General features: G+C 72.7%; 14 protein-coding genes. 5 read left to right on the top strand and 9 right to left on the bottom strand.

Features of this window, described 5'->3' with window-relative positions:
• Positions 1-17 precede the first annotated feature (17 nt).
• On the bottom strand, positions 18-1529 hold the full coding sequence (locus DEJ49_RS34465) for an acyl-CoA synthetase (protein ID WP_150187737.1): 1512 nt from the start codon (positions 1527-1529) through the stop codon (positions 18-20).
• A gap of 118 nt (positions 1530-1647) precedes the next feature.
• On the opposite strand from DEJ49_RS34465, the gene DEJ49_RS34460 reads away from it, so the two are divergent.
• Complete coding sequence (locus tag DEJ49_RS34460) at positions 1648-4071, top strand: penicillin acylase family protein (RefSeq protein ID WP_150187736.1); 2424 nt, start codon at positions 1648-1650, stop codon at positions 4069-4071.
• 8 nt (positions 4072-4079) lie between these two features.
• Here the strand turns inward: DEJ49_RS34460 and DEJ49_RS34455 are convergent, their stop codons facing one another.
• Together DEJ49_RS34455 and DEJ49_RS34450 are read right to left on the bottom strand one after the other, a co-directional pair.
• Positions 4080-5666, bottom strand: a complete 1587-nt coding sequence (locus DEJ49_RS34455) for an acyl-CoA synthetase (RefSeq protein ID WP_150187735.1) — start codon at positions 5664-5666, stop codon at positions 4080-4082.
• Positions 5663-6775, bottom strand: a complete 1113-nt coding sequence (locus tag DEJ49_RS34450; RefSeq protein ID WP_150187734.1) for a nitronate monooxygenase — start codon at positions 6773-6775, stop codon at positions 5663-5665. Before DEJ49_RS34450 ends, DEJ49_RS34455 begins: the two co-directional genes overlap by 4 nt.
• 165 nt (positions 6776-6940) lie before the next feature.
• On the opposite strand from DEJ49_RS34450, the gene DEJ49_RS34445 reads away from it, so the two are divergent.
• A complete protein-coding gene (locus tag DEJ49_RS34445) occupies positions 6941-7279 on the top strand; it encodes a VOC family protein (RefSeq protein ID WP_150187733.1) in 339 nt (112 codons plus the stop codon).
• Positions 7280-7322: 43 nt separating this feature from the next.
• On the opposite strand, the gene DEJ49_RS34440 is transcribed toward DEJ49_RS34445, so the two are convergent.
• Complete coding sequence (locus DEJ49_RS34440) at positions 7323-8540, bottom strand: beta-ketoacyl-[acyl-carrier-protein] synthase family protein (protein WP_150187732.1); 1218 nt, start codon at positions 8538-8540, stop codon at positions 7323-7325.
• Complete coding sequence (locus DEJ49_RS36195) at positions 8537-8830, bottom strand: acyl carrier protein (protein ID WP_190329549.1); 294 nt, start codon at positions 8828-8830, stop codon at positions 8537-8539. Before DEJ49_RS36195 ends, DEJ49_RS34440 begins: the two co-directional genes overlap by 4 nt.
• Positions 8831-8939: 109 nt before the next feature.
• Between DEJ49_RS36195 and DEJ49_RS34430 the strand changes: the two genes are divergently transcribed.
• A complete protein-coding gene (locus DEJ49_RS34430; protein ID WP_150187730.1) occupies positions 8940-9704 on the top strand; it encodes a 1-acyl-sn-glycerol-3-phosphate acyltransferase in 765 nt (254 codons plus the stop codon).
• Positions 9705-9739: 35 nt separating this feature from the next.
• Here DEJ49_RS34430 and DEJ49_RS36190 read toward each other — a convergent pair whose 3' ends face one another.
• Positions 9740-11206, bottom strand: coding sequence for a hypothetical protein (locus DEJ49_RS36190; protein ID WP_190329548.1), 1467 nt, complete (start codon positions 11204-11206; stop codon positions 9740-9742).
• A 36-nt stretch (positions 11207-11242) separates the two neighbouring features.
• Positions 11243-12670, bottom strand: a complete 1428-nt coding sequence (locus DEJ49_RS34425) for a lipase family protein (protein ID WP_150187729.1) — start codon at positions 12668-12670, stop codon at positions 11243-11245.
• Positions 12671-12816: 146 nt separating this feature from the next.
• On the opposite strand from DEJ49_RS34425, the gene DEJ49_RS34420 reads away from it, so the two are divergent.
• Together DEJ49_RS34420 and DEJ49_RS34415 are read left to right on the top strand one after the other, a co-directional pair.
• A complete protein-coding gene (locus DEJ49_RS34420; RefSeq protein ID WP_150187728.1) occupies positions 12817-14178 on the top strand; it encodes a hypothetical protein in 1362 nt (453 codons plus the stop codon).
• Between the two features lie 27 nt (positions 14179-14205).
• Positions 14206-14946 (top strand): DUF4239 domain-containing protein, encoded by a 741-nt coding sequence (locus DEJ49_RS34415; RefSeq protein WP_150187727.1) that lies wholly within the window; start codon positions 14206-14208, stop codon positions 14944-14946.
• Here the strand turns inward: DEJ49_RS34415 and DEJ49_RS34410 are convergent.
• Both DEJ49_RS34410 and DEJ49_RS34405 read right to left on the bottom strand, forming a co-directional pair.
• Positions 14937-16508, bottom strand: a complete 1572-nt coding sequence (locus tag DEJ49_RS34410; RefSeq protein WP_223833119.1) for a phytoene desaturase family protein — start codon at positions 16506-16508, stop codon at positions 14937-14939. The two genes, DEJ49_RS34415 and DEJ49_RS34410, sit on opposite strands and share 10 nt — an antisense overlap.
• A 272-nt stretch (positions 16509-16780) precedes the next feature.
• The gene (locus DEJ49_RS34405) at positions 16781-17434 is read right to left on the bottom strand and encodes a VOC family protein (RefSeq protein ID WP_223833118.1); all 654 of its coding nucleotides are present in this window, start codon (positions 17432-17434) and stop codon (positions 16781-16783) included.
• Positions 17435-17497 lie beyond the last annotated feature (63 nt).

The following is a 17497-nucleotide window of genomic DNA, read 5'->3' as shown; positions in this document are numbered from 1 at the left end:
TCTGACGAGGTCACGGCTCACCCCGCGGCGAAACGGTCCCTCAGTTCCCGCTTGAGGATCTTCCCGCTGGCGTTGCGCGGCAGCTCGTCCACGAAGAGGACCCTCTTGGGCGCCTTGAAGTGGGCGAGCTTCTCCCGTGCGTGGGTGATGAGTTCGTCCTCCGTGACGCCCCCGTCGCCCCGTACGACGACGGCGGTGACCGCCTCGATCCAGCGCTCGTCCGGCAGCCCGATCACCGCCGCCTCCGCGACCCCCGCGTGCTCGTAGAGCGCGTCCTCGACCTGTCGGGACGCGACGAGGACTCCGCCCGAATTGATGACGTCCTTCACGCGGTCGACGACGGTGAAGTACCCCTCGGTGTCCCGCACCGCGAGGTCCCCCGAGTGGAACCAGCCGTCGCGGAACGCCTCCGCGGTCTCCTCCGGCTTGTCCCAGTAGCCCTCGCACAACTGCGGTGACCGGTAGACGACTTCGCCCTGGGTGCCGTCGGGCACCTCGTGGCCGTCCTCGTCGACGACCCGTGCCTCGACGAAGAGCACGGGCCGCCCGCACGAGTCCATCCGTCCCGCGTGCTCGTCGGGCCCGAGGACGGTGGCGAGCGGGCCGATCTCGCTCTGCCCGAAGCAGTTGTAGAAGGCGAGCTCGGGCAGCCTGGCGCGCAGCCGCTCCAGGACCGGCACCGGCATGATCGACGCGCCGTAGTAGGCCTTGCGCAACGCCCGGAGGTCACGGTCCGCGAAACCCGGGTGCCGCGAGAGGCCGATCCACACCGTGGGCGGCGCGAAGAGGCTGTCGGCGCGGCCGGCCTCGACGAGGTCGAAGATCCGCTCGGCGTCGGGCCCGTCGAGGATGGTGCTCTCCGCCCCGACGGCCAGGTACGGCATGAGGAAGACGTGCATCTGCGCCGAGTGGTAGAGCGGCAGCGAGTGGACGGGCCTGTCGGTCTCCTTGAGGTCCAGGGCGGTGATCGCGCTGACGTACTCGTGGACGAGCGCCCGGTGCGAGAGCATCGCGCCCTTGGGGAGGGCCGTCGTGCCCGACGTGTAGAGCAGCTGCGCCAGGTCGTCGGCCCGGGGCCCGTCATCTTCGTACGAGGCATACGCCGACGCGTGCGTGAGCCGCGTGAGCAGTGAGTCGTCCGCGTCCCGCAGCGGCAGAACCGGTACGCCGGACGGCAGGCGGCCCGCGAGGTCCGGGTCGGCGAGGACGAGGGAGCAGCCGGACTGCCGGACGAGGTACGCGAGGTCGTCGCCGGTCAGGTTCTGGTTCATCGGCACGTGGACCAGACCGGCCCGCGCGCACGCGAGGAAGCCGATCAGGTACGCGTCGGAGTTGTGGGCGTAGGCGCCGACGCGGTCCCCGCGCGCCAGGCCGCTGTCGCGCAGGACACCGGCGGCGCGCGACACGGCCGCGTCGAGTTCCTCGTACGTCCACGACCGCTCGCCGTAGCGCAGCGCCGTGCGCCGTGGTGTGCGGCGCGCGCTGCGCCCGAGGACTCCGTCGACCGTACTGTCGCGTACACCCGTCATGGCGTGATCCTCGGCCCCCGCACCGGCCGGGTCAAGAGATCCGTTCCGCGGCAGGGGAAAGTGACCGACCGCTTGGTACGCTCAACCGCCCCTTCCCGAACCCCTGTTGGGAGGCACGATGCGCATCCGCACGAGACGCACGACGGCCGTGGGAATCACCCTGCTGACGGCACTGGCCCTGCTCCCGTCGTCCGGCGCGGGCGCCGCGCCGAAGGACGCCCGCCCCTCGGGCGGCGGCCTGCACGCCACCATCCGCTACACCGAGTACGGCATCCCGCACATCCTCGCCGAGGACTACGCGAACCTCGGTTTCGGCACCGGCTGGGCGCAGGCCGCCGACCAGGTGTGCACGCTCGCGGACGGCTATGTGACCATACGCGGCGAACGCTCGCGGCACTTCGGGCCCGACGCCTCCCCCGGTTCCGCGTTGTCGTCGGCGTCCACGAACCTCGGCAGCGACCTGTACTTCCGCGGTGTGCGGGAGGCGGGGACCGTGGAGAAGCTCCTCGCGCAGCCCGCACCCGCCGGGCCGAGCCGGCGCACGAAGGAGCTGATGCGTGGGTTCGCCGCGGGCTACAACGCCTGGCTGAAGCAGAACCGCGTCACCGACCCGGCCTGCGCGAAGGCCGACTGGGTGCGCCCGATCAGCGCGCTCGACGTGGCGCGGCAGGGCTTCGCCGTGCAGGTGCTCGGCGGGCAGGGCCGCGGGATCGACGGCATCACGGCCGCCGCACCGCCGACCGCCACGCAACCGGGAACACCCGCCCAGAAGGCCGCCCCCGACCCGCGGCGCACCGCGGAGGCGGCCCGCGAGCTGTTCTCCTCGCAGGACGCCGACATGGGTTCCAACGCCGTCGCGTTCAGCGGAAAGACCACCGCACATGGGAGGGGGCTGCTGCTCGGCAACCCGCACTACCCCTGGCAGGGCGGCCGCCGCTTCTGGCAGTCGCAGCAGACCATACCCGGCGAACTGAACGTCTCCGGCGGCTCGTTGCTCGGCACGAGCGTGGTCAACATCGGCTTCAACGGCGACGTGGCGTGGAGCCACACGGTCGCGACCGGCGTCACCCTGAACCTGCACCAGCTGACGCTTGACCCGTCCGACCCGACCGTCTATCTGGTGGACGGCAAGCGCAGGAAGATGACCAAGCGCACGGTCACGGTGCCCGTCAAGGACGGCGTCCCGGTGACCCGCACCCAGTACTGGACCCGCTACGGCCCGGTCGTCACGGGCCTCGGCGCCCAGCTCCCGCTGCCCTGGTCCTCGACCACGGCGTACGCGCTCAACGACCCCAACGCCGTCAACCTGCGCGGCAGCGACACCGACCTCGGCTTCGGGAAGGCACGCTCCACCGCGGGCATCCTCAAGTCCCTGCGCGAGACGCAGGGGCTGCCCTGGGTGAACACCGTCGCCGCCGACCGGCACGGCCACTCGCTGCTCAGCCAGTCGCAGGTGCTTCCCCGCATCACCGACGACCTCGCGGAACGGTGCAGCACGCCGCTCGGCAAGGTCACCTACCCGGCCTCGGGTGTCGCCGTCCTCGACGGATCGCGCGGCGCGTGCGCGCTCGGCTCGGACAAGGACGCGGTGCAGCCCGGCATCTTCGGCCCGTCCCGGATGCCGACCCTCAAGGACGCCCCGTACGCGGAGAACTCCAACGACAGCGCCTGGCTGACCAACGCCGACCAGCCGATCACCGGTTACGAGCGGATCTTCGGCACCATCGGCACCCAGCGCTCGATGCGCACCCGCGGCGCCGTCGAAGACGTGGCGGCGATGGCGGAGAAGGGGGACCTGACCGTCCGGGACCTCCAGCGCCAGCAGTTCGCGAACCGCGTCCCGGCCGCCGATCTCGCGGTGGACGACACGGCGAAGGCGTGCGCGGCTCTGCCCGGCGGCACGGCAACGGGCAGCGACGGCACGGCGGTTGACGTACGCAAGGCCTGCGAGGCCCTGGCCCGCTGGGACCGCCGCATGGACACCGACAGCCGCGGCGCCCTTCTCTTCGACCGGTTCTGGCGCAAGCTGACGGCGACCGTGCCCAATGCGCAGCTGTGGAAGGTGCCGTTCTCGGCGGCCGACCCCGTGCGCACCCCGAACACCCTCGACACGTCGCTGCCCGGCTTCCGCACCGCGCTCGCCGACGCGGTGACCGAGCTGACCGCGGCGGGCGCCGACGTGGCCGCCCCGCTCGGCGCGAACCAGTACGTCGTGCGGAGCGGCGAGCGCATCCCGGTCTCCGGCGGCACCGAGTCCCTCGGCGTCTGGAACAAGATCGAGGCGAACTGGGACAAGAAGGCGGGTTACACGGAGGTCGCCCACGGGTCGAGCCACATCCAGGCGGTCGGCTGGAACTCCGGCGGCTGCCCCGAGGCCCGCACCCTCCTGTCGTACTCCCAGTCCTCCGACCCCACCTCGCCGCACTACAGCGACCAGACGCGCCTGTACGGAAAGGAGCGCTGGGTGACGTCGCGCTTCTGCGAGAAGGACATCCTCCGCGATCCGGAGCTGGAGGTGGTGCGGGTGCGCGAGCGCCGCTGAGCTTTCGGCTACACGGCGCGCTCCCGCCCCTCCCAGTACGGCTCGCGCAGCCGTCGCTTGTACAGCTTGCCGTTGGGGTCGCGGGGCATCGTCTCGATGAAGTCGACGCTCCTGGGGCGCTTGTAGCCGGCGAGGTGGTGCTCGCAGTGGGCGAGGATCTCGGCGGCCAGGGCGTCGTCGCCGGTCCGGTCCTCGGTGACCTCCACGACGGCCTTGACCTCCTCGCCCCAGTCGTCGTGCGGGATGCCGAAGGCGGCGGCGTCCGCGACGGCGGGGTGGGTGAGGAGCGCCGACTCGATCTCGGCGGGGTAGATGTTGACCCCACCCGAGATGATCATGTCGATCTTCCGGTCGCGCAGGAAGAGATAGCCGTCCTCGTCGAGGAGGCCGAGGTCGCCGACGGTGAAGAAGTCGCCGATGCGGTTCTTCTTCGTCTTCGACTCGTCCTTGTGGTACGAGAATCCGCCGGTGGACATCTTCATGTAGACGGTGCCGAGCTCGCCGGGGCCGAGGCGGTTGCCGTCGTCGTCGAAGACCGCCAACTCGCTGATGGGCCATGCCTTTCCGACCGTCCCCGGCTTCTTCAGCCAGTCCTGCGCGGTGGCGAAGGCCCCGCCGCCCTCGCTCGCCGCGTAGTACTCCTCGACGCACTCGCCCCACCAGTCGATCATCGCCCGTTTCACGTGGTCGGGGCAGGGCGCGGCGCCGTGGATGGCGTGCCGCATCGACGACACGTCGTACGCGGCGCGTGTCGCCTCCGGCAGCGCGAGCAGGCGGTGGAACTGGGTCGGCACCATGTGCGTGTGCGTGCACTTGTGCACGCCGATGAGGCGGAGCATCTCCTCGGGTGTCCACTTGTCCATGAGGACCAGCGGATGGCCGATGTGCAGGGCGGCGCCCGCGAACTGGAGGACGGCCGTGTGGTAGAGCGGCGAGCAGACCAGGTGGACGTTGCCGTCGAAGGGCTTGATGCCGAAGATGCCGAGGAAACCGCCGAGGTAGGACTCCTCGGGGAGCTTGCCGGACAGGGGGCGGCGGATGCCGCGCGGGCGGCCGGTCGTGCCCGAGGTGTAGTTCATGACCCAGCCGAGCGTGCGGTCCTTCGGCGCGGACTCGGGTTGTCCGTCCAGGAGTTGGCCGTAGGGGCGGAAGCCGGGCACGTCGCCGACGGCGTGGCGGTGGGTCGCGGGGAGACCCGCCTCGTCGGCCGCCGCCACCGCGGCGTCCGCGAACCTCTCGTGGGCGATGAGCACCTTGGCGCCGGAGTCGGCGACGATCCAGGCGATCTCGGGGCCGACCAGGTGATGGTTGACGGGGACGAGGTAGAAGCCCGCCTGGGACGCGGCCAGGTACGCGGTGAGAAACTCCACGCCGTTGGGCAGCACGACGGCGAAGGCGTCCCCGCGCTCGAGGCCCGCGGCCCGCAGGCCGTGCACCAGCCGGTTGGCGGCGCCGTGCAGCCGACCCGCCGTCCACTCCTCGCCGTCGGGCGCCACGAGGACGGTGCGGCCGGGAGCGGCCGACGCCTGGGCCCAGAAGCCGTTCGGGGGCGTGCTCCCCGTCGAAGGTGTGCTCCCTGTCGAAGGTGTGCTCACGACTGGCCTTCCCTTCCCGCGATACGGATGACACGGTCGACGGCCCGCTCGAAGCCGCGCGTCAGATCGTCGAAGACGGCCTGGACGCTGCGTTCGCTGTTCATCCGGCCGACGATCTGCCCGACCGGGGTGCCGAGCAGCTCCCGCACCTCGTACTTCTGGATGCGCGAGACGGCCTCGGCGACCAGCAGCCCCTGCAGCGGCATCGGCAGCGTCCCCGGGCCCTGCGGGTCGTCCCAGGCGTCGGTCCACTCCGTGCGCAACTGGCGTGCGGGCTTGCCGGTGAGGGCGCGCGAGCGGACCGTGTCGCCGGAACCGGCCGCGAGGAGCTTCCGGGTCAGCGCGCGCGAGTGCAGGTCGGCCTCCGTGGTGGTGAGCCACAGCGACCCGAGCCACACGCCCTGCGCGCCGAGCGCGAGCGCGGCCGCGATCTGCTGTCCGCTGCCGATGCCCCCGGCGGCGAGCACGGGCAGCGGCGCGACGGCGTCGACGGCCTCGGGGGTGAGCACCATGGAGGCGATCTCACCGGTGTGGCCGCCCGCTTCGTACCCCTGGGCGACCACGATGTCGATGCCCGCGTCCGCGTGCTTGCGGGCGTGCCGGGCGCTTCCCGCGAGCGCCGCGACGAGGACGTCGTGGTCGTGCGCGCGGCGGATGACGTCGGCCGGGGGTGAACCGAGCGCGTTGGCGAGGAGTTTGATCGGGTAGTCGAAGGCGACGTCGAGCTGGTTGCGTGCGACCTGCTCCATCCAGCCGGTGATGCGCCAGCCCGACGCCTCGCCCTCGGCGAGCTCGGGCACGCCGTGCTTGGCGAGGGTGTCCCGCACGAACTGGCGGTGCCCCTCCGGGATCATCGCCTCTACGTCGGCCTCCGTGACGCCCTCGACCTTCTTGGCCGGCATGACGACGTCGAGTCCATAGGGCCTCCCGTCGACGTGCTCTTCCACCCAGTCGAGGTCCCTGGCCAGCTCATCGGGTGCCGTGTAGCGGACCGCGCCGAGCACCCCGAACCCGCCCGCCCTGCTGATGGCGGCGGCCACCGCGGGGAACGGCGTGAAACCGAAGATGGCGTACTCGACTCCCAGTCTCCTGCTCAACTCCGTCTGCATGGGCGCAGGATGCCGCAGCGATCCGGACGAGGGAAGAGATTTTCTGATGCAGTGTCAGATCGATGGGATCCACCGGGTTTCCCGGGATTTTTCCCCGACACCCGTCGATCCCCCGACCCCGCGCGCCGCGACGCGGCCGGGACCGGCTCTTCCTACGATGGCCGCATGTCCCTCGATCTGTTCTCCGGCATTCCGGTCAGCGACTTCGCGTCGGCCCTGACATGGTACGAACGCGTGCTGGGCGGCCCTCCCGCGTTCGTGCCGAACGACGTCGAAGCCGTCTGGGAGCTCGCGGAACACCGCTACCTGTACATCGAGCACCTCCCCGACCACGCGGGCCACGCCCGGCTGACCGTCTTCGTCGGCGACTTCGACGAGCGCGTCGCGCAGATCGCGGGCCGCGGCCTCGCTCCGACCCGCCGGGAGACGTACGCGAACGGCGTCCGCAAGGCGACGTACCGCGATCCCGACGGGAACGAGATCGGTCTCGGCGGCGCGCCGTAGGCGTTCACGTTCACGGGCAGGCGCAGAGTTCACGGACAGGCGCTCACTCCCTTGCCAGGACCACGACCGCGTTGTGCCCGCCGAAGCCGAACGAGTTGCTCACCGCGATGTCCGAGGACGAGGACGCGGACAGAGGCCGCGCACGGCCTGCGACCACGTCGATGTCGAGTGCCGGGTCCTGGTCGGTGAGCCCGGCCGTGGGCGGGACGAGGTCCTCGCGGAGTGCGAGGACCGTCAGCGCGGCCTCGATGGCTCCGGCGGCGCCGAGCGTGTGACCGAGGCTGCCCTTGGCGGAGGTCACGGGCGGCCGGTGCGGCAGGGCCCGGGCCAGGAGCGTCGCCTCCATCGCGTCGCCGCGCGGTGTCGAGGTGCCGTGTGCGTTGACGTGGCCGACGTCGTCGGGGGCGACGCCCGCCTCGGCGAGCGCGGCGCGCAGGGCCCGCTCGGCGTGGTGCCCGTCGGGGTGCGGAGCCACGAGGTGGTGGGCGTCGCTGCTCGCCCCGTATCCGATGAGGCGGGCGAGCCGGGGCGCGGAGCGGGCGGCCGCGTGCTCGGGGCGCTCCAGGATCAGGGCGCCCGCGCCCTCGGCGATGACGAAGCCGTCGCGGGCCCGGTCGAACGGGCGCGAGCGCGCGTCGGACAGCGCGCGGAGCTGGGAGAAGCCGGTCACGACGAGAGGGGTGACGGCCGCGTCGGCGCCGACGACCACGGCGATGTCGCACTGGTCCGAGGCGAGCAGGTCGCGGGCCGTGCCGAGGGCGGTGGCCCCCGAGGCGCACGCGGTCGCGACGTTCAGGGTCGGCCCGGTGACGCCGAGGTGCAGGGCGATGGCGGCGCACACCATGTTGGGCAGGTAGCCCGTCAGGAAGTACGGGGAGACGCGCTCCGGGCCGTCCGACGCGAGGCGGGACGTGGCGGTCCGCTGGGTGTGCATCCCGCCGAGGCCGCAGCCGGTGACGACGGCGACGCGGGTCGCGTCCCACTCCGTGGGGTCGAGCTTGGCGGCGTCCAGTGCCTGGGCGGCGGCCGCGAGCCCCATCCGGGCCCCGGGGTCGAGGTGCGCGGTACCGGGCTGCCGGGGGCGCAGCGCGTCCATGCCGTCGACGCGGCAGCTCAGGGAGACCGGCAGGTCCCGCAGTTCCGGGTCGGGCCCGGCGGTCGCCCGCCCGGCCCGGACAGCGGCCCAGGTGCTGTCCGTGTCGTGCCCTGCCGCGGTGACCAGGCCGAGACCGGTCACGGCGACGGCCGCGTCCCGCGTCATCCGGCGCAGCGCTCGTCGAGGCGGCGTTCGTCGACGCGACGTTCATCGATGCGGCGTTCGTCGACGCGAGCGGCGAACTCGGCGAAGGTGAGCTCCCGCAGCTCGTCCTCGGTGGCTTCGACACGCAGTTCGTCCTTGAGCGCGATGGCCATCTCGACGACCATCAGCGAGTCGACGAGCAGCTCGGTCATCCGCGCGTCGGGGCGCACGGCGGCCGGGTCGACGTCGAACCTGTCGATGAGCAGGCCGGTGATCAGATCCGCGGTCGCGGGTGACGCAGAGGTACTCATGGCGGGCCTTTCCGGAACGGCGCCCGGAAATCGGGCGCTAGGAAGAGAGACCACCTCAATGGCACCTTTAGTCTTGCGGTGACCCATTTTCAGCTGAAAGTGGGATCTTGTGACCGAAGCGCATGCGGGATCGCGGACCGACGCCCCGACCGGCCTGCTGGACGACGTCGGCATCGACCTGCTGGACGGCGTGCTGGGGTGGCTCGCCGACGACTACCTCCGCGTCGAGATGTCGGGCCTGGAGCACATCCCGCGCTCGGGACCCGCGCTCATCGTCGCCAACCACTCGGGCGCCTGGGGTCTGGACGCGTTCGTCCTGCACAAGCTCCTGTACCGGGAGCTGCGCAGGCCGGTGCACGTGTACGCCTCCCCCGTGGTGTTCCGGCTGCCGGCCGTGGCCGCGTACGCCCGCAGGCACGGCGTCTTCACCGACGATCCGACGCTGGGCCGGGACCGGTTGGCGGCGGGTCACCTCGTCGCGCTGTTCCCGGAGGGGCTCGACGGGGTCGGCAAGTCCTTCTCGCAGCGCTACCGGCTGCGACCCTTCAGCCCCGCTTTCGCGGTGACCGCGGTGCGGACCGGCGTACCGGTGGTGCCCGTGTCGATCGTGGGCGCCGAGGAGACACTGCCGAAACTCGGTGAGATCCGGTCGCTGGCCCGCCGTTTCGGCCTGCCGTACTTCCCCGTCACCACACCGCTGCCGCTGCCCTTCAAGTGGCGGATCAGCATCGGCGAACCCGTCCCCGCCCCGGCGGGCGCCGCGTCCTTCGCCGCCCGTGCGGCGGCCGCGCGACAGCTGTGCGACGAGGTGTGGTTCACGGTCCAGGGCATGGTGGACCGGGACCGGCGGCGCAGGACGACGCCGTTCCGGTAGAGGTCAGACCGCCGTCAGCCGTCAGAGATCAAAGGTCAGCTCGCCAGCCACTCGGCGGCCCTACGGGCGTCGGCGGCCGCCTGGGTGCAGCGCTCGGCGTGGGCGAGGAGCGTCATCCGGCACTGTTCACCGAACGCGTCGTGGTTCCAGCCGGACTGGCGCGCGCAGTCGGTGAGTTTCCTGGCGTGCTCCTCCAGGCTGCAGGCGCCCGCCTCGGTGACCGCGGCGTAGTGGGCGGGGCTCTGCCCGGCCGCGGGCGCCACGTACCCGTCGACCACGGGGCGTGCCGCCAGGTCGGCTGCCGCTTCCGCGTCGTCCGCGAGGGCGAGGCGCAGGGAGGCGGCGGGCAGGTCGGCCGGGAGCGCGTCGGGGGTCAGGTGCGGCGCGAGGACGACGGGTTCGGCGTGCCGGGTGAGGGCGCGGACGAGTTCGGTGGCGGTGAGGACGGCGAGTTCGGCGGCGGCGCACGGTCCCGGCGCCGCGCACAGGGAGGTAGACGGGTCGTGGCTGCCGTGTCCCTGCGCCTCGTCCAGGTCGCGCAGCCATGCGGTGGCGCACAGGATCTCGGTGCCCGCGTCGATCGCCATGCCGTGCCAGGTGAAGGGGGCGCGGATCTCGTGCAGGCTGGCGGCCAGCGGCGGATAGCGGCGCAGGGCCTCGCCGACGGCCCGCTCGGTGCGGTCGGTGGCGGGCGTCGGCGGCTGCACGGTCAGCAGCGCGAGGGCCTGCGGCACGGTGTCGGCGAGGGCCCGGGTGAGGGTTTCGAGGACGTGCTCGACGACGGCGTCCCGGCTGTCGTCCGTGGCGTCCTCGCCGCCGTCGTCGCGGACCGCCCCCGTGAGTCCGCCCGACTGCACGGCATGGACGTACGCGTCGAGACGCCGGCGCAGCGCGGCCGCACGGGCGGCGTACTCGGTGCCGTCCGCCGCCTGGGCCACGGCGTCAAGGATGGCGCTGATGAGGCTGTCGTCGGCGGCGGAGTCCCCGAGGACGATCCGCCGCGCGAGGCGCGCGGTGAGCGCACACCAGTCGTCGCGTGCCACGCCGCCGTCCGTGCGGCGCGCCGCGAAGATCTCGGCGGCCTCCTGGGCGACGGCCTCCCGCACCTGGACGCGCACCGCGGTGAGGGTGACGGGCAGCGCCGCGTGCGGCGTCACCCGCAGGCGGCGCCCCTCCGCGGTGAGGGCGGTGACCGTGCCCCGGGCGCCGGCTTCTTCGGCCCGGTCGATCAGGCCCCTGGCGTCGTCGGCGTTCAGCGGCATCAGGAAGGTGCCGAACGCGGTGCGCAGCCGGGTCGGCCGTCCGCCCGCGGTGCGCCGCAACTGCGTCAGGACCTGCCGGGTCAGGTGCTGCCGGGTGAAGGGCCTGAGTCCGAGGGCGCGGGCCGGTGCGTCGATCCAGGACACGCGCTGGGCTGCCAGCGCGGCGCTGATCAGCGCGCTCTCCAGGGGCCAGGCCTTCGGCGGGCGGCGGGAATCGGTCGTGGTGTCACTGGCGTTCATCGCCGGTCTCCCTCGGGGGTCTGCTGGCCCGCGGCGTCACTTGTCGCGCACCAGGTAGGGCTGGCTGCCGACGATCTCGCCGTCGTAGCGGGTGATGAGTTCGTTGACGCGGTCGCGGTGCGGCACCTCGCCCCTGCGCAGGGTGTCGGCGTACGCCTGCGGGGCGTGCGAGAGCGGATAGTCGTACGTCTCGTCCAGCCAGCTGCACTCGACCCAGCTGGCCGGGGTGTCGTTGGCGGAGGCGGGGCCGCGCCCGTCGAGGCCGGGGATCACGTCGTGTTCGTTGACGAGGCTGACGACCTGCGTGGTGGGGTCGACGGGTCGCTTGGTGTCGATGGGCGAGCCGACGGTGACCACGTGGGTGAGCCGGTACGTGGACACGAAGTCGAGGTCGCAGGCCAGGTTCATGGCGGTGATGCCGCCCAGGCTGTGCCCGACGATCATCAGCTCGGCGCCCTCGGGCACGCCCGCGCGCACGAGGATCTGCCGCGCGGAGCGGCTGTACGTGGTGTCGGTGCGCAGCAGCGCGTCGAAGGCCCCGACGAGATCCTGCGGGGTGCTGTTGCTCAGCCGTCCGAAGCTGGTGCCGGGCAGCAGCAGTACGTACCGCGTGGCGCCGTCCGTGCAGGCGATCCGCCGCAGCAGGGCGAGTCCGTGGTTGCCGAGGGCGGAGATGTCGTCGATGTAGCGGACGATGTCGTTGCCGGACCGGGCCAGGACGCGGGCCAGCATCGCGTCGGCGTCACAGCGTTCGGCGCGCCCCGGGCCCGGGTTGAGGTGCCTGATCAGTACGGAGGGCAGGCCGAGCAGCGGGTCGGTGGTGGGGACTCCGCCGGAGAGGGTGACCCAGGCGAAGCTGTCGTTGGTCGGGTTCTCGTCGAGCAGTCCGGCCAGCGCGAGCAGTTCCATGACCACGGGACTGATGGTGGTCAGGGTGCGGGTGACGCCGAGGAGTTCCACCAGGTCGCGGGCGGCGCGCAGCGCTTCGATCCTGCGGCCCGCGACGACGGCTTCGGTGAACCGCTTGGCGAGCGGCGCCGCGAGGCTCGGGTGTTCACGGGCGGCGGCCTCGATGCGCATCGCGAAGGCGTCCACGGCCATGGCGACGCAGGCGGGCCGCCGGCGCGCCACCGCGCCCAGGGACCGCACGGTCTCGCCGACCAGACCGCCGTTGGCGGCGAGCCCGAGCCCCGAGGGGTTCGTCATCGCGCGGGCCGCGGACAGCGCGCTGCCGACGGCCCACGCCGGGCGCCGCAGCGCCTGCAGCCCGACCCGCCAGCTCGCCCCGGCGGCGGTGAGATCGGCGCCGGTCCTGCGGGCGGCGAGTGCGGCGTCCGCGAGGAGGACCGATGCGGCGATGAGCAGTTCGGGATCGGTCTGCTCCGACTGGGCCTGCGGTACGGGGTGCTGCTCTTGTACGGGTTCTCCCCGTTCGGCCATCGCGTCGACTGCCTCGGTTGTCATCCCCGCCACCTTCTCTGAGGGCCACTCCCAGCAGTAGACCTGCCCGCGTGCCGGTCGGCAGGGCCGCTGCCGCCGCTCAGGTGAATCACCGAGCGTGCGCGCGTGCCGGGGTCGACGGCCGGGACGTCCCGTACCAGCATCCCGGTGTGATCATCGGAAGAGAGGGTGCGGGAGCGACGCGGACGCGATGGCTGCTGACCGGCCTTCTCCTGACCGGGAGCTGCTGGTCGGCCGCCGGGCCCTCCGCCGCCGACGGCCCCACGGCCAACGGGCTCGCCCTGGAGGTCACGGTCAACACCCGCCCCGGCCTGGGCGCTCTCGAACCCGGTATCCGGACCGGTGCCGCGGTCGTGAAGTCGTACCGCCTGACCAACCGCGGCGGTGCCGACCTGCACGACGTACGGGTGCACGACCCGGCCATGCCCGGCGCCGCGATCCGCTGCCCCGGCGGACTCGACCGCGTGCCGATGCTGGCGGGACTGCGCGTGGCGTACTGCACGGCGACCGCGCCCGCGCGGCCCGGGGCCTGGGTCGGCGACGTACGGGCGGTCGGACAGCAGCCCTACCTGCGCGCGATGGTGCAGGCGACCGCACGCTCGGGGTACGCCGGGGTCGGCGCGGCCCTCGGCCTGACGGAGACGGCGCGCGTGACGGGACCCGACCGGGCGGAGGTCCGCTATGTCGTGGCCAACCACGGCAACAGGCCCGTCCACGGCGTACGGGTCTCGGATCCGGCGCTGCCCGCGGAACGGATCGGCTGCGGAGGCTCCCCGCAGCCGGTCGTCGCCCACCTCGCCCCCGGCGCGCGGGCCACGTGTGTCGCTTCGGTGCGGCGCGCGCCCGGTACGTACGAGAGCCGGGGGCAGGCCGACGGCAGCGACCTGATCCGTACGCTCGACGTGCGCGGCGGTGCCGTGGCGCCACCGCGGCTCACGGCTCGTTCCTCGGCGCGGTTCACGCTCCGCGCGCCGCCCCCGCCCGCCGCTCACGTGCCGCGGCCTCCCCGGCCCGTGCCCGCGCCACCGCGGCGCCCGCCCGTCGGGCTGCCCCCGGAGCGACCACCCGCCGCCCCACCCCTCCCCGGGCCTCCCCTCATCGCGCTCTTCCCTCTGCCACCGCCTCCGCCGGGCATCGCGGCGACGGTGCCCGGTCCCGTGGGCCCCGCGCCGCCGCCCGGGGCGGGGCTGCCGCCTGGCGCGGTGCCACCGGGCGCCGTGCCGCCAGGGGCCGTCCCACCAGGGGCCGCGGCCGTGCCGCCGGGTGGATTGCCACCGGGGGCCGTGGCGGTGCCACCGGGCGTGGCCCGGCAGCAGGCTCAGCCGCCGAAGAAGAACACGTCACGCCCCCCACGACGTACCCAGCGCCCTGCCGAACCCCGGCGCTCCCTGGCCGGCCGCTTCATGCGGAGAGACCGCACCCCCACGGGGCTCGGCATGCTGAGCGCGCTGTTCCTCATCCTGCTCCCCGCAGCCATCGCGGCCGCCGTGTTCGGCTCGCGCAGACTCTGACCGTGCCGCAACGAATCGGGACTGCCGATGATCCTGAGTTTCGCCATCGTCCTGGGCGTCGCCCTGCTCGCCGCGGCGGTCGTCCTGCTCAAACACCGGTTCTGGCCGCCCGGACCCGACGACGAACCCCGCGAGGACGTCGCCGAGTACATCTCGATGATGGTCGGCGTCCTGTACGCCCTCGTCCTCGGCCTCTCCCTGGTGTCGGTGTGGGACGCCCGCTCCGGCGCCGAGGACCACACCGCCACCGAGGCCAGCGCCGCGCACCAGATCCATCTGCTCGCGGCGGGTCTGCCCGCCGGGCAGGCCGACCGGATGCGCGGCCAGATCGAGTCGTACATCCGGCACGTCACCGACACGGAGTGGCCCGCCATGGCCGAGGGCGCCCCGATCGGCACGACGGGCTGGCGGTTGCTCGACCAGGTGCGCGCAACGGGCCAGGTGCCGGCCGATGCCACGCCGGCCCAACAGGCCACGGGACAGGAGACGCTGGCGCAGCTGAGCACCCTGGACGAGGCACGCCGCGGACGTGAGGCCGACGCGGAGGAACAGCTGTCACCCGTGCTCTGGTTCGGCCTCATCGTCGGCGGCGTCCTCACCATCGCCTTCATGTTCATGTTCGGCGTGCAGCGCAGCTTCACGCATGTCGTGATGGTGATGGGCCTGTCCGGCCTGATCACCTTCACCGTCCTGCTCATCTACCAGCTGGACAGCCCCTTCGACGGCCTGTTCGCCGTGGACGCGACCCCGTTCACGCGCTACTTCTGACCGGCCTCCGGCTGCGCCTCCAGCACCGCCATCGCGGCGTTGTGTCCGGGGACGCCGCTGACACCGCCGCCGCGCACCGCGCCCGCGCCGCACAGCAGGACGTTGGCGTGCCGGGTCTCCACGCCCCAGCGTCCCGTGCCCTCCTGGGCGTAGGGGAAGGCCAGGTCGCGGTGGAAGATGTTGCCGCCGGGCAGCCGGAGGTCCCGTTCGAGGTCCAGCGGGGTCTTCGCCTCGATGCAGGGGCGGCCCTGCGCGTCCAGGGCCAGGCAGTCGGCGATCGGCTCGGCGAGGTGCGCGTCGAGCTGGGCGAGGGTGGACTTCAGGAGTTCGGCGCGCGCGGTGTCGTTGTCGCCGGCGAAGAGCCGTGCGGGTGTGTGCAGACCGAAGAGGGTGAGGGTCTGGCAGCCGCGTTCGACGAGGTCGGGCCCGAGGATGGTGGGGTCGGTGAGCGAATGGCAGTAGATCTCGGAGGGCGGCGCGGCGGGCAGCGTACCGCCGGCGGCCTGGGCATACGCGGCCCCCAACTCCTCGTACCCCTCGGCGATGTGGAAGGTCCCGGCGAAGGCCTCGCGCGGGTCGACGGAGGTGTCGCGGAGCCGCGGCAACCGTTCGAGCAGCATGTTGACCTTGAACTGGGCGCCTTCGGCGGGCTCGGGCGCCTCGTCGCCGAGGAACCCCGCGAGGGCTTCAGGCGAAGCATTGACCAGGACGTGGCGTGCGGAGGCGCTGTGTTCGACGCCCTCCGTCCGGTACGTCACCTCGGCGCGCCGCCCGTCCGTGTCGATCCGGGTGACCTCGCACCCCGTGCGCAGCCGCGCGCCCGACATCCGCGCCGAGTCGGCGATGGCGGAGGTGAGGGCGCCCATGCCGCCGACGGGCACGTTCCAGTCGCCGGTGCCGCCGCCGATGACGTGGTACAGGAAGCAGCGGTTCTGTCGCAGGGACGGGTCGTGGGCGTCGGCGAACGTGCCGATGAGGGCGTCGGTGAGGACGACGCCGCGCACCAGGTCGTCGGCGAAGCGCTCTTCGATCGCGGTGCCGATGGGCTCTTCGAAGAGGGTGCGCCAGGCGGTGTCGTCGTCGACACGGGCGCGCAGTTCGGCGCGGCTCGGCAGGGGTTCGGTGAGCGTGGGGAAGACGCGGCGGGCGACCTCGCCGGTCATGGCGTAGAACTCCCGCCAGGCGTCGTACTCGCGCTGTCCGCCGGTGAGCCGCGCGAAGGCCTGCCGGGTGCGGGCGTCGCCACCGCCGACGAGGAGCCCGGTGGGACGGCCGCCGCGCTCGGTCGGGGTGTAGGAGGACACGGTGCGGGTGCGGACCCTGAAGTTGAGGTCGAGATCCCGGACGATCTTCTTGGGCAGCAGGCTGACGAGATACGAGTAGCGGGAGAGCCGCGCGTCGACCCCGGGGAAGGGCCGGCTGGAGACGGCGGCGCCCCCGGTTCCGGAGAGCCGCTCCAGGAGCAGCACGGATCGTCCGGCGCGGGCGAGATAGGCGGCGGCGACAAGACCGTTGTGGCCACCACCGACGATGACGGCGTCGTACGCATCACGATCGGGCATGGCTCTTCCTAGCATCTTCGTGGCACGGGGTGGGCTGACGTTCCGGGTGGGTTGAGTGTTGGCTGATACACGGCTGCGGCCGGACCGCGGGACCGGTGATGCAGGGTCGGACGGTGTCGGCTGAGCCGGGCTCGGCTCGGAGGGATCCTCGACGTGATGCTGCCCGGCCTCGACGGCATCGGACTGATGACGTCGGCGCGCGGCGACGGCGCCTCCCCGTTCGCGATGATCATGCTGCCGACCGGCCGACAGCGTGATGTCATCACGTCGCGTCAGCCGTCCCGCCCCTGCCACGTGGTGACACATGCCTCGTTGCCCTCCTGGTCAGCGAGGACCCAGAAGGCCGGGGCGCGGCTCGCGGACACGAGTCGGCCGCCCGCCGCCAGCGCGGCCTCGACGCGGCGTGGTGCCTCGTCGTGCGGGACGCTGACGTCCAGGTGGAGGCGATTGCGCTGCGGACGTGCGCGGTCCATCTGCTGAAACCAGAGGGCGGGGCCCTGTCGGAGCGGGTCGACCAGCGGATCCTCCGGACCGTCCGCGCCGGCCTCGTCGGCGTAGGCCAACACCGCCTTCCAGAACGGCCGGATCCCGGAGATGCTCAGGGCGTCGATCGCGATCTCCACGACCTGGACCGAGCGGGGTGCCTCCGTGCCGATGCCGGGCCCGAGCGGGAACCCCGCCCGGTCGGCGGCGGAAGAGATGCGACGTGCGAGTTCGACGTCCCGGGTGGTCACCGCCGCGTGGTCCAGTGACTGAAGGGTGAGGAACGCCATGTCGGCGCGGACATCAACACGGAGATGGCGATCGGCATCGTCGCCGCACGCGGCGGCAGCATCCGCCGCCAGACTGATCGCGTCGACCAACGTCCCCACAGGCACGGAGGCTTGCAGGGTGCCCAGCACGTAGCGCCACCCGTGACTGCTCACGGCCTCAGATGCTTCCAGTCGACTCACTATCCGCTCCACGACCGCATCCTCGCAGCCCCGCTC

It is taken from the genome of Streptomyces venezuelae (genome assembly GCF_008642335.1).
GTDB lineage: Bacteria > Actinomycetota > Actinomycetes > Streptomycetales > Streptomycetaceae > Streptomyces > Streptomyces venezuelae_F.
This window is presented reverse-complemented; position numbering and strand designations above follow the sequence as displayed.